The organism is Nocardioides oceani (assembly GCF_030412965.1).
Lineage (GTDB): Bacteria > Actinomycetota > Actinomycetes > Propionibacteriales > Nocardioidaceae > Nocardioides > Nocardioides oceani.
Genome location: NZ_JAUHJQ010000001.1, coordinates 420,287 through 434,036, shown reverse-complemented (window position 1 = coordinate 434,036; position 13,750 = coordinate 420,287). Strand labels below are relative to the sequence as shown.

The 13,750-nt window shown below is 72.6% G+C and carries 14 protein-coding genes; 13 read left to right on the top strand and 1 reads right to left on the bottom strand.

Translation table 11 applies throughout. From position 1 onward, the window contains the following. Window positions 1-8 precede the first annotated feature (8 nt). Window positions 9-1,295, bottom strand: coding sequence for an isochorismate synthase (locus QWY28_RS02155; protein ID WP_439117216.1), 1,287 nt, complete (start codon window positions 1,293-1,295; stop codon window positions 9-11). A 110-nt stretch (window positions 1,296-1,405) separates the two neighbouring features. Here QWY28_RS02155 and QWY28_RS02150 point away from each other — a divergent pair, with 110 nt between their 5' ends. The 13 genes from QWY28_RS02150 to nuoK all read left to right on the top strand — a co-directional run bounded on the left by QWY28_RS02150 (window position 1,406) and on the right by nuoK (window position 13,750). After that, window positions 1,406-2,038 carry a hypothetical protein gene (locus QWY28_RS02150; RefSeq protein WP_300950652.1) on the top strand — a complete coding sequence of 211 codons (633 nt, stop codon included), beginning with the start codon at window positions 1,406-1,408 and terminating at the stop codon, window positions 2,036-2,038. 55 nt (window positions 2,039-2,093) lie between these two features. Further along, window positions 2,094-2,783 (top strand): demethylmenaquinone methyltransferase, encoded by a 690-nt coding sequence (locus tag QWY28_RS02145; protein WP_300950651.1) that lies wholly within the window; start codon window positions 2,094-2,096, stop codon window positions 2,781-2,783. Window positions 2,784-3,071: 288 nt separating this feature from the next. Continuing rightward, window positions 3,072-3,431, top strand: coding sequence for an NADH-quinone oxidoreductase subunit A (locus tag QWY28_RS02140; protein WP_300950650.1), 360 nt, complete (start codon window positions 3,072-3,074; stop codon window positions 3,429-3,431). Between the two features lie 16 nt (window positions 3,432-3,447). Then, window positions 3,448-4,002 (top strand): NuoB/complex I 20 kDa subunit family protein, encoded by a 555-nt coding sequence (locus tag QWY28_RS02135; RefSeq protein WP_300950649.1) that lies wholly within the window; start codon window positions 3,448-3,450, stop codon window positions 4,000-4,002. Beyond that, a complete protein-coding gene (locus QWY28_RS02130; protein WP_300950648.1) occupies window positions 3,999-4,730 on the top strand; it encodes an NADH-quinone oxidoreductase subunit C in 732 nt (243 codons plus the stop codon). The genes QWY28_RS02135 and QWY28_RS02130 overlap by 4 nt, the downstream gene beginning before the upstream one ends. Before the next feature lie 30 nt (window positions 4,731-4,760). Next, window positions 4,761-6,101, top strand: coding sequence for an NADH-quinone oxidoreductase subunit D (locus QWY28_RS02125; RefSeq protein ID WP_300950647.1), 1,341 nt, complete (start codon window positions 4,761-4,763; stop codon window positions 6,099-6,101). After that, window positions 6,098-6,916 (top strand): NADH-quinone oxidoreductase subunit NuoE, encoded by an 819-nt coding sequence (nuoE, locus tag QWY28_RS02120; RefSeq protein WP_300950646.1) that lies wholly within the window; start codon window positions 6,098-6,100, stop codon window positions 6,914-6,916. Before QWY28_RS02125 ends, nuoE begins: the two co-directional genes overlap by 4 nt. Then, complete coding sequence (nuoF, locus tag QWY28_RS02115) at window positions 6,913-8,244, top strand: NADH-quinone oxidoreductase subunit NuoF (RefSeq protein WP_300950645.1); 1,332 nt, start codon at window positions 6,913-6,915, stop codon at window positions 8,242-8,244. The genes nuoE and nuoF overlap by 4 nt, the downstream gene beginning before the upstream one ends. After that, complete coding sequence (locus QWY28_RS02110) at window positions 8,241-10,673, top strand: NADH-quinone oxidoreductase subunit G (protein WP_300950644.1); 2,433 nt, start codon at window positions 8,241-8,243, stop codon at window positions 10,671-10,673. The genes nuoF and QWY28_RS02110 overlap by 4 nt, the downstream gene beginning before the upstream one ends. After that, entirely contained in the window at window positions 10,670-11,986 is a 1,317-nt protein-coding gene (nuoH, locus tag QWY28_RS02105; protein WP_300950643.1) for an NADH-quinone oxidoreductase subunit NuoH, read from the top strand. Before QWY28_RS02110 ends, nuoH begins: the two co-directional genes overlap by 4 nt. Beyond that, complete coding sequence (gene nuoI / locus QWY28_RS02100; protein ID WP_300950642.1) at window positions 11,986-12,582, top strand: NADH-quinone oxidoreductase subunit NuoI; 597 nt, start codon at window positions 11,986-11,988, stop codon at window positions 12,580-12,582. Before nuoH ends, nuoI begins: the two co-directional genes overlap by 1 nt. Next, window positions 12,579-13,451, top strand: a complete 873-nt coding sequence (locus QWY28_RS02095; RefSeq protein WP_300950641.1) for an NADH-quinone oxidoreductase subunit J — start codon at window positions 12,579-12,581, stop codon at window positions 13,449-13,451. Before nuoI ends, QWY28_RS02095 begins: the two co-directional genes overlap by 4 nt. Continuing rightward, window positions 13,448-13,750: an NADH-quinone oxidoreductase subunit NuoK gene (gene nuoK / locus QWY28_RS02090; protein ID WP_300950640.1), complete on the top strand. Its 303-nt coding sequence runs from the start codon at window positions 13,448-13,450 to the stop codon at window positions 13,748-13,750. The genes QWY28_RS02095 and nuoK overlap by 4 nt, the downstream gene beginning before the upstream one ends.

Below are 13,750 nucleotides of genomic sequence, written 5' to 3'. Positions count from 1 at the left end.
CCGGTTCGTCAGTCGGCGAGCGCGTCGCGCACGGGGACGAACTTCGCCTGCGACTCCGCCAGCTCCGACTCCGGGTCGGAGTCGGCGACCACGCCGCAGCCGGCGAAGAGCCGGACGGTGGCGCCCTCGTGGAACCCCGAGCGCAGCGCGATGCCCCACTCGCCGTCGCCCGAGGCGTCCATCCAGCCGACCGGCCCGGCGTACCGGCCGCGGTCCATGCCCTCGATCCGGCTGATCAGCTCGGTGGCCTCGGGGGTCGGCGTGCCACCGACGGCCGCCGAGGGGTGGAGCGCCTCGGCCAGCTGCAGCGAGGAGACGGTCGCGGCGTCGTGCACCACGCCGTTCACGTCGGTCGCGAGGTGCATGACGTTCGGCAGGTGCAGCACGAACGGCGCCTCGGGGACGTTCATCGACGAGCAGTGCGGCTCGAGCGCGTCGGCGACCGAGCGGACGGCGTACTCGTGCTCCTCGAGGTCCTTCGACGAGCGCGCCAGCGTCGCGGCCAGCGCGAGGTCGCGCTCGTCGTCGCCGGTGCGCCGGATCGTGCCGGCCAGCACGCGCGAGGTGACCAGGCCGCGCTCGCGGCGCACGAGCAGCTCGGGAGTGGCGCCGAACATCCCGTCGACGTGGAAGGTCCAGCACATCGGGTAGCCGGCGGCGAGCCTGCGCAGCGGCCAGCGGACGTCCAGCGGCTCGGCGGCGGTGGCGAGGAGGTCGCGGGCCAGCACCACCTTCTCCAGCTCGCCGGCGGAAATCCGGGCGACCGCGTCGGCGACCACGCTCATCCAGCGCTCCCCGTCGAGGGCGCCGTCGGCGAAGGTCAGCCCCACCGGCGGAGGGGGTACGTCGCGGATGCGGACGTCGGCGTCCGGGACCGGCTCGTCGGCCGGCGAGACGGTGGTGACCCACGCCCGGTCGCCGCGGCGGCCCACGACGACCGACGGCACGACGAGCACGGAGTCGCCCGGCTCGTCGGCGAAGGCGAAGGTCCCGAAGGACACCAGCCCGGTGCCGGGCTCGTGGACCTCGTCGACCACGTCGGCGCGGGCGACGGTCTCGGTCCACCACTTGGCGGCGTCGGCGAAGCGGGTCGGCCCGCTCGTCCGCAGCTGGGCGGCGACGCCCCAGCCGACGAGCCCCTCGCCGCGGCGCAGCCAGGTGACCGGCGCGTCGGTCGGCAGCACGTCGAGCAGCGAGCCGCCGGGCCAGAGGGGGGAGCCGGGCTCGAGCGCCACGGTCCGCGCGACCAGCCGGCCGGCGGACACCTGCTCGTCCGGAGCCGTACGGGTGGTCACCCCCCGAGCGTACCCACGCCCCCGGACCCGCTCAGTCGTGCCTCAGGTCGGCCGGTTACGGTCCGCGAGGCCCTGCGCCGCGTCCTGCAGTCCCGATCGAGGAGTCCCCCGTGAGCAGCACCCCGTCCCCGTCCACGACCCGCTGGACCGGTCTGCTGGCCGGCGTGGTGGTGCTCGCCCTGCTGGTGGTCTTCGCGGTCCTGCTCCCGCGGACCACCGACGGTGCCGGCGCCGAGGAACCGCTGGGCCTGCCGGACACGCTGCCGGGCGGCTACACCGCGGCCGACCTCGACGAGGCGTTCGCGGGGCAGTACGACGCCGACCAGGCCGAGACGCTCTCGGGCCGCCAGGCCTCCTCGCGCGAGCACGGCGACGACGTGCTCGCCGACGTCTACGACCACGCCGCGGAGACGCGGACCTACGCCAGCGAGGACCTGTCCACGGCCGTCTTCGTGCAGGCCTTCCGCGCGCCCGGCGGCGCCTTCGCCCCCGAGACGATCTCGGGGGAGGACGCGGCCGCGTCCGGCGCGGCCACCCAGGAGCTGGTGCGCGAGGGCGACGCGATCTGCATCGTCCAGCGTCCGGCCGCCGACCCGACGGCCGGCGCGCCCCAGGGCGACGCTCCGTCGTACGTCGCCTGCCAGCGCAGCGAGGACGAGCTGACCGTCCAGGCCACCGCCGCGGGCCTGCCGGCCGAGGACCTGGTCGCGCTGGTCGACGCCGCGTGGGACGCGGTCGCCTGAGCCACGACCGCGGCGCGGCTGCGGCGCGCTCGCGGCGTCCCCGTAGGGTGCGGCCGTGGCCCGTGCAGAGCTCGACAAGCAGCCGACCGACGTCCGTCGGATGTTCGACGCGGTCGCGCGCCGCTACGACCTGACCAACGACGTCCTCTCCCTCGGGCAGGACCGTCGCTGGCGCCAGGACGTCATCGAGGCGGTCGACGCGGGCTGGGGCGACCTGGTCCTCGACCTCGCCGCCGGCACCGGCACCTCCAGCCAGCCCTTCGCCGACCGCGGCGCGACCGTCGTCCCGTGCGACTTCTCCCTCGGCATGCTCCGCGTCGGCAAGCAGGCCCGCCCGGACCTGCCGTTCACCGCGGGTGACGGCACCCGGCTGCCGTTCGCCGACGACACCTTCGACGCGGTCACCATCTCCTTCGGGCTGCGCAACATCGTCGACCCGCTCGCCGGCCTGCGCGAGATGCGCCGGGTGACCAAGCCGGGCGGACGGCTCGTGGTCTGCGAGTTCAGCCACCCCACCCACGCGGCGTTCCGCACCGTCTACCTCGAGTACCTCATGAAGGCGCTGCCGACGATCGCCCGCGCCGTCTCCTCCTCCCCGGACGCCTACGTCTACCTCGCCGAGTCCATCCGCGCCTGGCCCGACCAGCGGGGGCTGGCCGACCTCGTCGCCGAGGCCGGCTGGCAGCGCCCGGAGTGGCGCGACCTCTCCGCCGGCATCGTCGCCCTGCACCGCGCCACCAAGTAGCCGCGCTCCTCCGCTCGGCCGGGCCGTCGACGGGACGGCCGAACCCCGTGGCGTGCACCACAGCACCGGTGCAACGCCGCGTTCCCGCAGGTCAGCCCGCGGATCCATATAGGCAACATCGGCATGCGTTAAATGCCCAGGTCAGACACGGTTTGACCGGTTCCCACCCCAGGCGTGCGCCATCCCGGGACCAGTGGCACTATGTGTTCCGCACCACTTAGTGATTCTGTTCACAAGGTCACATGAGGTGCGGACGCGACGCCCGACCGACGTTCGACAGGAGTGCCCGTGGAGCTCTACACACCGGTGCTGGCCCTCGTCGTGCTGGCCACCCTCTTCGCGGCCGGCTCGGTCGCGATGAGCGCCCTGGTGGGACCCAAGCGGTACAACCGGGCCCGGCTCGACAGCTACGAGTGCGGCATCGAGCCCACCCCGCAACCGGTCGGTGGCGGCCGCTTCCCGGTGAAGTACTACATCACCGCGATGCTCTTCATCGTCTTCGACATCGAGATCATCTTCCTCTACCCGTGGGCCGTGCACTTCGATGCGATGGCGCTCTTCGGGCTCGTCGAGATGGTCGTCTTCATCGCCACCGTGTTCGTCGCCTACGCCTACGTGTGGCGCAGGGGCGGGCTCGAGTGGGACTGAGCGGAGGAACCACCTGATGGGTATCGAGGAGAAGCTCCCCAGCGGCGTCCTGCTGACGACCGTCGAGGGCGTCGCCGGCTACATGCGCAAGGCGTCGTTCTGGCCGGCCACCTTCGGCCTGGCCTGCTGCGCCATCGAGATGATGACCAGCGGCGGCCCGAAGTACGACCTCGCCCGCTTCGGCATGGAGGTCTTCCGCGCCAGCCCGCGCCAGGCCGACCTGATGATCGTCGCCGGCCGGGTCAGCCAGAAGATGGCGCCGGTCCTGCGCCAGATCTACGACCAGATGCCCGAGCCCAAGTGGGTGCTCGCGATGGGCGTGTGCGCCTCCAGCGGCGGCATGTTCAACAACTACGCGATCGTCCAGGGCGTCGACCACGTGGTGCCGGTGGACATGTACCTCCCCGGGTGCCCGCCGCGGCCCGAGATGCTCATCGACGCCATCCTCAAGCTGCACGACCAGGTGCAGCAGACCAAGCTCGGGCCGAACCGCGCCCGCGAGGTCGAGGAGCGGGAGAACGCCGCGCTCCGCGCGCTGCCCACCTCCGAGATGCGGGGTCTGCTGCGGTGACCGAGGACAAGAGCCCCGACCAGCGCGCGCTGGAGGAGTCGCCGGAGAACGCCCCGGCCTCGCTCGACCCCGAGGTCCGCGCCGTCGGCGTGCGGCGCGGGATGTTCGGCACGCGCGGCACCGGCGACACGAGCGGGTACGGCGGTCTGGTGCAGCCCGTGGTGTACCCCGGGCTCGCGCGCCGGCCCCTCGAGGGCTGGCACGAGGAGGTCGCGGCCGCGCTGGACGCCGCACTCGCGACGGCCGGCGCGCCGGACGCGGTCGAGGGCGTCGTGGTCCACCGCGGCGAGCTCACCTTCCACGTCCGCCGCGACGGGCTGCCGGCGGTCGCCCGGGCGCTGCGGGACGACCCGTCCCTGCGGTTCGAGCTGCTCAGCGGCGTCAGCGGGGTCCACCACCCCGACGACGCGGGCCGCGAGCTGCACGTGGTCCACCACCTGCTGTCGATGACGTGGAACCGCCGGGTCCGGCTCGAGGTCGCGGTGCCCGACGCCGACCCGCACCTGCCGTCGGTCGTGGCGACGTACCCCACGGCCGACTGGCACGAGCGGGAGACCTACGACATGTTCGGCGTGGTCTTCGACGGCCACCCGTCCCTGACCCGGATCCTCATGCCCGACGACTGGCCGGGCCACCCCCAGCGCAAGGACTACCCGCTCGGCGGCATCCCCGTGGAGTACAAGGGCGGCAGCGTCCCGCCGCCCGACCAGCGCCGGAGCTACAGCTGATGTCACCCCAACGCCTCGGAGTGATCCGCCATGACCACTGACCACGACATCTACGCGAGCTCGACCGAGACCACCGAGGGCCGGGTCTTCACCGTCTCCGGCCAGGACTGGGACCAGATCGCCGAGGGCCTCGCCGAGGACGACAGCGAGCGGGTCGTCGTCAACATGGGTCCGCAGCACCCCTCGACCCACGGCGTGCTGCGGCTGATCCTCGAGCTCGAGGGGGAGACGGTCACCGAGGCCCGCTGCGGCATCGGCTACCTCCACACCGGCATCGAGAAGAACATGGAGTTCCGCTCCTGGGTCCAGGGCGTCACGTTCTGCACCCGGATGGACTACCTCTCGCCGTTCTTCAACGAGGCGACGTACTGCCTGGGCATCGAGCGGCTCCTCGACATCGAGGACCAGGTGCCGGAGAAGGCCAACGTCATGCGGGTGCTCCTCATGGAGCTCAACCGGATCTCCTCCCACCTGGTGGCGATCGCTACCGGCGGCATGGAGATCGGCGCGCTGACGGTGATGACGATCGGCTTCCGCGAGCGCGAGCTGGTGCTGGACCTCTTCGAGCTGATCACCGGCCTGCGGATGAACCATGCGTTCATCCGCCCCGGCGGCGTCGCCCAGGACCTCCCGCCGGGCGCGCTGGACGAGATCCGCGCGTTCATCGCCCTCATGCGCAAGCGGCTGCCGGAGTACGAGGCGCTCTGCAACGCCAACCCGATCTTCAAGGCCCGGCTCGTCGACGTCGGCCACCTCGACCTCGAGGGCTGCGTCGCGCTCGGCCTCACCGGCCCGGTGCTGCGCAGCACCGGCTACCCCTGGGACCTGCGCAAGACCCAGCCGTACTGCGGCTACGAGACCTACGACTTCGACGTCCAGACCTGGGACACCGCCGACTCCTACGGCCGCTTCCGGATCCGGCTCGCGGAGATGTGGGAGTCGCTGAAGATCGTCGAGCAGGCCGCCGAGCGGCTCGCCGGCCTCGAGGGCGCGCCGGTCATGGTTGCCGACAAGAAGATCGCCTGGCCCAGCCAGCTGGCCATCGGCAGCGACGGCATGGGCAACAGCCTCGACCACATCCGCCACATCATGGGCGAGTCGATGGAGGCGCTGATCCACCACTTCAAGCTGGTGACCGAGGGCTTCCGCGTGCCGGCCGGCCAGGCCTACGTGCCGGTCGAGGGGCCGCGCGGCGAGCTCGGCGCCCACGTCGTCTCCGACGGCGGCACCCGCCCGTACCGCGTGCACTTCCGCGACCCGTCGTTCACGAACCTGCAGGCGACGAGCGTGATGAGCGAGGGCGGCATGGTCGCCGACGTCATCGTCGCGATCGCCTCCATCGACCCCGTCATGGGAGGTGTCGACCGATGAGCGCCACCGCTGCGCTGACCGAGACCACGCTGGAGGAGCTGCGCGCCATCGCCGCGCGCTACCCCCAGCCGCGGTCGGGCCTGCTCCCGATGCTGCACCTCGTGCAGTCGGTCCAGGGCCGGATCACCCCCGAGGGCATCGAGGCCTGCGCGGACGTCCTCGGCATCACCGCCGCCGACGTCAGCGGCGTCGCGACCTTCTACACGATGTACAAGCGCAAGCCGGTGGGCGACTACCACGTCGGCGTCTGCACCAACACGCTGTGCGCGGTCATGGGCGGCGACGAGATCTTCGCCCGGCTCAAGGACCACCTCGACGTCGGCAACGACGAGACGACCGCCGACGGCTCGGTCACCCTCGAGCACCTCGAGTGCAACGCGGCCTGCGACTACGCGCCGGTGATGATGGTCAACTGGGAGTTCGTCGACAACCAGACGCCCGAGTCGGCCGTCCAGCTCGTCGACGACCTCCGGGCCGGCGTGGAGGTCCGCTCCACGCGCGGGCCCCGGATCTGCACCTGGCGCGAGGCCTCGCGCGTGCTCGCCGGGTTCCCCGACGGCCGCGTCGACGAGGGCCCGAGCGCCGGCCCCGCCTCGCTGGCCGGGCTGGGCCTGGCCACCGAGCGCGGCTGGTCCGCGCCGCCGGCCGACGCGTCGGGCGAGGCGGGCGGCGAGCCGCAGCACGCCGTCGCCGAGGAGCCCCGCCGGGAGGCCGCCGCCACGGCGGACGCCGGGACCAAGGAGGCCGAGGCCGCCGTGGTCGAGAAGGAGAGCCCGACGACCGAGACGGCCGCCGAGAAGGGAGACGCGAAGTGACCGACACCCTCACCCCCGTCCTCACCGCCGGCTGGGCCGACGAGCGGTCCTGGACCCTCGACGCCCACGTCCGCCGCGGCGGGTACGCCGCGCTGGACAAGGCCTTCGCGATGGGCCCGGACGCTGTCATCGCGGCGGTCAAGGACTCCGGCCTGCGCGGCCGCGGCGGCGCCGGGTTCCCGACCGGGATGAAGTGGTCCTTCATCCCGCAGGACAACCCGAACCCGAAGTACCTCGTGGTCAACGCCGACGAGTCCGAGCCGGGCACCTGCAAGGACATCCCGCTGATGATGGCCAGCCCGCACACGCTGGTCGAGGGCGTCATCCTCAGCAGCTTCGCCATCCGCGCGCACACGGCCTTCATCTACATCCGCGGCGAGGTGCTCCACGTCATCCGTCGCGTCCAGGCCGCGGTCGCCGAGGCGTACGCCGCCGGGCACCTCGGCCGGGACATCCACGGGTCGGGCTACGACCTCGACGTCGTGGTGCACGCCGGCGCCGGTGCGTACATCTGCGGCGAGGAGACCGCGCTGCTCGAGGGCCTCGAGGGCCGCCGCGGCCAGCCCCGGCTGCGCCCGCCGTTCCCGGCGGTGGCCGGCCTCTACGCCAGCCCGACGGTCATCAACAACGTCGAGTCGATCTCCTCGGTGCCGAGCATCATCGCCCACGGCCCGGAGTGGTTCGCGGGGATGGGCACCGAGAAGTCCAAGGGCTTCGGCATCTTCTCCCTCTCCGGCCACGTGCAGCGGCCCGGGCAGTACGAGGCGCCGCTGGGGATCACGCTGCGCGAGCTCATCGACCTCGCCGGCGGCATCCGCCAGAAGTCCGACGGCCAGCGTCACGAGCTGAAGTTCTGGACCCCGGGCGGCTCCAGCACCCCGCTGCTGACCGCCGAGCACCTCGACGTGCCGCTGGACTTCGAGGGCGTCGGCGCGGCCGGGTCGATGCTCGGCACCCGCGCGCTGCAGATCTTCGACGAGACCGTGTGCGTGGTCCGTGCCGTGCTGCGGTGGACGGAGTTCTACAAGCACGAGTCCTGCGGCAAGTGCACCCCGTGCCGCGAGGGGACCTGGTGGCTGGTGCAGACCCTGGCCCGGCTGGAGAAGGGGCAGGGCACCGAGGCCGACCTCGACCTGCTGCTCGACCAGTGCGACAACATCCTGGGCCGCTCCTTCTGCGCGCTGGGCGACGGCGCCACCAGCCCGATCTCCAGCTCCATCCAGCACTTCCGCGAGGAGTACCTCGCCCACCTCACGCACGGCGGCTGCCCGTTCGACCCGGCCGCCGCGACCGCCTGGGCCGACCGCACCGTGGGAGCGAACGCATGACGCTGCAGCAGGACCGCACCGGTCAGGACGTGGACCGGACCGACCTGGTCTCCCTGACCATCGACGGCGTGCAGGTCAGCGTCCCGAAGGACACGCTGGTCATCCGCGCCGCCGAGCAGGTCGGTATCCAGATCCCGCGCTTCTGCGACCACCCGCTGCTCGCGCCGGTCGGCGCGTGCCGCCAGTGCCTGGTCGACGTCCCGGACGCCGGCAACGGGCGCGGCTTCCCCAAGCCGCAGGCCTCGTGCACGCTGCCGGTCGCCGAGGGCATGGTGGTCAGCACCCAGGCCACCAGCGAGGTCGCCGACAAGGCGCAGCAGGGCGTCATGGAGTTCCTGCTCATCAACCACCCGCTCGACTGCCCGGTCTGCGACAAGGGCGGCGAGTGCCCGCTGCAGAACCAGGCGCTGTCCAACGGACGCGGGGAGTCCCGCTTCGCCGCGTCCGGCGGCGTCAAGCGCACCTACCCCAAGCCGATCAACATCTCGGCGCAGGTCCTGCTCGACCGCGAGCGCTGCGTGTTGTGCGCCCGGTGCACCCGCTTCTCCGAGCAGATCGCCGGCGACCCGTTCATCGCGCTGGTCGAGCGCGGGGCGCTGCAGCAGGTCGGTATCTACGAGAAGGAGCCGTTCGAGAGCTACTTCTCGGGCAACACCATCCAGATCTGCCCGGTCGGTGCGCTCACCAGCGCCGAGTACCGCTTCCGCTCGCGCCCCTTCGACCTCGTCTCCACCCCGGCCGTCGCCGAGCACGACGCCTGCGGCTCCGCCATCCGCGTCGACCACCGCCGCGGCAAGGTCATGCGCCGGCTCGCCGGCAACGACCCCGAGGTCAACGAGGAGTGGATCACCGACAAGGACCGCTTCGCGTTCCACTACGCCCAGCAGGCCGACCGGCTGACCTACCCGCAGGTCCGCGACACCGACGGGTCGCTGCGGCCGGCGTCGTGGACCGAGGCGTTCGCCGTCGCCGCCCGCGGGCTCGCCGAGGCGGGCGCCGTCGGCGTGCTGCCCGGCGGCCGGCTCACCGCCGAGGACGCCTACGCCTACAGCATGTTCGCCCGGGTCGCCCTCGGCACCAACGACGTCGACTTCCGCGCCCGGCCGCTCTCGGCGGAGGAGGCCGACTTCCTCGCCTCCGAGGTCGTGCTGACCGGGCCGTGGGACGGCGCGGTGACGTACGCCGACCTCGAGGCCGCGCGGACCGTCGTCCTCGTCGGGCTCGAGCCGGAGGACGAGGCCGGCGCGATCTTCCTGCGCCTGCGCAAGGCGTCCGGGCGCGGCACCCGCGTGCTCGCGGTCGCGCCCTTCAGCAGCCGCGGCCTGCGCAAGATGAACGGCACGCTCGTCCCCGCGGTCCCCGGCGCCGAGGCCGAGGTGATCGAGTCGCTCGCCGACCGGGCCGAGCACGGCATCGGCGCGGACACGGTGGTCCTGGTGGGGGAGCGGCTCGCGACCTCGCCCGGTGCTCTGACCGCCGCGGCCGCGCTGGCGCGGCGTACCGGCGCCCGCCTCGCGTGGGTGCCCCGCCGGGCCGGCGACCGCGGCGCGGTCGAGGCCGGCTGCCTGCCGACGCTGCTGCCGGGCGGTCGCCCGGTCGCCGACGCCGCGGCCCGGGTCGACGCCGCCACCACCTGGGGCGTGCGGTCGCTGCCGGAGGCGCCCGGCCGCGACGCCGACCAGATCGTGGCCGCCCTGGTCTCCGGCGAGCTCGGCGGCGTCGTCGTCGGCGGCGTGGACCCCGACGACACCGCCGACCCCGCCGCGACCCGCGCGGCCCTGCGCGCCGCCCGCTTCGTGGTGGCGCTCGAGGTGCGCGAGACCGACGTGACCCGCGAGGCGGACGTCGTGTTCCCGGTCGCCCCGGTCAGCGACAAGGCCGGCACCTTCATCACCTGGGAGGGCCGGCCGCGGCCCTTCGAGGCGGTCTTCACCAACCCCGGCTCGCTCCCGGACCTGCGGGTGCTCGCCGGGATCGCCGAGGAGCTCGCCGTGCTGGGGCGCGGCCGCCCGCTCGGGTTCCGCACCGTCGCCGACGTGCGCGCCCGGATGGAGGAGCTCGGCGGGTGGGACGGCGAGCGGCCACGCCCGGCCGCCGACCCGTTGCGGCCGTCCTCCCTGGGCGCGGAGGGCATGGCCCTCGCGACCTGGAAGCAGATGCTCGACCTCGGGTCGATGCAGGACGGCGACGCGGCGCTGCGGGCCACGGCCCGGATGCCGGTCGCGCGCGTGAGCGCGGCGACGTACGACGTCACGGGCCCGACGGTGACCGTCACCGGCGACCGGGGCTCGGTGACGCTGCCGGCCGAGATCACCGACGACCTGGTCGACGGCGTGGTCTGGGTCCCGGCGAACTCCTTCGGCGACGGGGTGCTGGCCGGCCTGGCCTCGCCCGGGTCGCGCGTGAGCGTGAAGGGAGCAGGCGCATGAGGACCCTCGCGGCCGACGGGCCGGACCTCTCGGCGTTCGGCGGTGACCCCTGGTGGATCATCGGCATCAAGACGCTGCTGATCTTCGTGGTGCTGGTGCTGCTCACCCTGTTCAACATCTGGTGGGAGCGCCGGGTCGTGGCGCGCATGCAGCACCGCATCGGCCCCAACGTCAACGGCCCCTTCGGCCTGCTGCAGTCGCTGGCCGACGGCGTGAAGCTGGCGCTGAAGGAGGACATCATCCCCAAGGCCGCCGACCGGGTGGTCTTCCTCCTGGCGCCGGTCATCGCGGTGGTGCCGGCGTTCGTGACCTTCTCGGTGATCCCGTTCGGGCCGGAGGTCGACTTCTTCGGCGAGCGCACCCCGCTGCAGCTGACCGACATGCCGGTCGCGGTGCTGTTCGTGATGGCGATCGCCTCGATCGGCATCTACGGCATCGTGCTCGGCGGCTGGTCCAGCGGGTCGACGTACTCCCTGCTCGGCGGCCTGCGCTCGAGCGCGCAGATGATCTCCTACGAGGTCGCGATGGGCCTGGCCCTGGTCGCGGTGTTCCTCTACGCGGGGTCCATGTCGACCTCGGAGATCGTCGAGGCCCAGGACGACCTGTGGTTCGGCCTGATCCTCGTGCCGTCGTTCGTCATCTACGTCATCGCGATGGTCGGGGAGACCAACCGGGCGCCCTTCGACCTCCCCGAGGCCGAGGGCGAGCTGGTGGGCGGCTTCCACACCGAGTACTCCTCGCTGAAGTTCGCCCTGTTCTTCCTCGCCGAGTACATCAACATGGCGACCGTCTCGGCCCTGGCCACGACGCTGTTCCTCGGCGGCTGGCACGCGCCGTTCTGGATCGACGAGCTGTACGCCGGGTTCAACGAGGGCTACTGGCCGGTGCTGTGGTTCTTCGGCAAGGTCCTGTTCTTCATCTTCTTCTTCATCTGGCTGCGCGGGTCGCTGCCCCGGCTGCGCTACGACCAGTTCATGGCGTTCGGCTGGAAGCGGCTCATCCCCGTCGCGCTGGTGTGGATCATCGCCGTCGCGACCATCCGCGCGGTCTCGCTTGAGGGCGGCATCGACCGCCGCTACCTGCTCATCGGGATCGGCGTCCTCGCGGTGGTCTTCCTCGCGCTGTTCTTCGTCGGCGAGTCCGGCGACTCCGACGAGGAGGCGGCGACGCCCCGGGCCGAGGAGCCCGGCACCCGCGGCCCCGGCGGCTTCCCGGTGCCGGCGATGCCCGCCGGCGGCCCCGTGCGCGGCGCCGCGGCGCCGCTCACCTTCGACCACCCGTCCACCGCCCGGTCGACGGCAGGAGAGAGCTGATGGCCACCGTCAAGGAACAGTTCTGGGACCCGATCGCGGGTTTCGGCGTCACCTTCCGCACCATGTTCAAGAAGGTCGTCACCGAGCAGTACCCCTTCGAGAAGAAGCCGACGGCACCACGCTTCCACGGGCGGCACCAGCTCAACCGCTGGCCCGACGGCCTGGAGAAGTGCGTGGGCTGCGAGCTGTGCGCGTGGGCCTGCCCGGCGGACGCGATCTACGTCGAGGGCGCCTCGAACGTCGACCTGCCCGACGGGTCGGGGCGCTACAGCCCCGGTGAGCGCTACGGCCGCGTCTACCAGATCAACTACCTGCGCTGCATCCTGTGCGGGCTGTGCATCGAGGCGTGCCCGACGCGGGCGCTGACGATGACCAACGAGTACGAGCTGGCCGACGACAACCGGGCCGACCTCATCTACGAGAAGTCCGACCTCCTCGCCCCGCTGCTGCCGGGCATGGAGCAGCCGCCGCACGCGATGCAGCTGGGCTCGGACGAGGGCGACTACTACCGCGGCACGTTCGCCGCGCCCTCGACCGGCACCGCCCCGGCCGCGCCCGTCGACGAGGACGACACGCTTCGGGAGGCCGGCCGGTGACCGCCTTCTGGATCCTCGCCCCGGTGATGGTGCTCGCGGCGCTCGGCATCCTCGTCGTGCGCAAGGCGGTCCACGCCGCCCTGCTCCTCGCGGTGGTGATGATCAGCCTGGCCGTGCTGTACGCCGTGCTCGACGCACCGTTCCTCTTCGCGGTGCAGATCATCGTCTACACCGGCGCGATCCTCATGCTGTTCCTCTTCGTGATGATGATCGTGGGCGTCGACGCCTCGGACTCGGTGGTCGAGACGATCCGCGGGCAGCGCCCGCTCGCCGTGCTGCTCGGTCTCGGGCTGGCGGTGATCCTGGTGGCCTCGGTCGGGCAGATCACGCTCGGCACGGTCGTCGGGCTCGACGCCGCCAACGAGGGCGGCAACATCGAGGCGCTCGCCAACCTGCTCTTCTCCCGCTACGTCTTCGTCTTCGAGACCACCAGCGCCCTGCTCATCACCGCAGCGGTCGGCGCGATGGTGCTGGCCCACCGCGAGCGGACCGGCCCGCGCCCCACGCAGGCCTCCCGGGCTGCGCAGCGGGTGCGGGACTTCGCCGAGCGCGGCGAGCACCTCGGCCCGCTGCCGGCCCCCGGCGTCTACGCCCGCCACAACGCGGTCGACACCCCGGCGCTGCTGCCCGACGGCACCCCCGCGGAGTCGTCGGTCTCCCGGACCCTGGCCGCCCGCGGCCGGATCCGGTCCGCGCCGGACCTCGCCGACGACATCGAGGACGTCCAGCGCGCGCTGGGCGGCCTCCCCGGTGGCTCCGGCTCGCCCGGTGACACCGCGTCCGGCTCCGGCCACAACACCGAGAACCCCAGCGCCGCGGCCGGTGGCCCGGCGACCGACGGCGACCCCGGATCGGAGGCCCCGCGATGACCGACGTGACGCCGTACGTCGTGCTGTCCGCGATCCTCTTCAGCATCGGCTGCGTGGGGGTCCTGACCCGCCGCAACGCGATCGTGGTCTTCATGTGCGTGGAGCTGATGCTGAACGCCTGCAACCTCGCGCTCGTCGCGTTCGCCAAGCAGCACGGCAACCTCGACGGCCAGATCGCGGCCTTCTTCGTGATGGTCGTCGCCGCGGCCGAGGTCGTGGTCGGCCTCGCGATCATCATGACCATCTTCCGCACCCGCCGCTCGGCCTCGGTCGACGACGCCAGCCTGCTGAAGTACTGA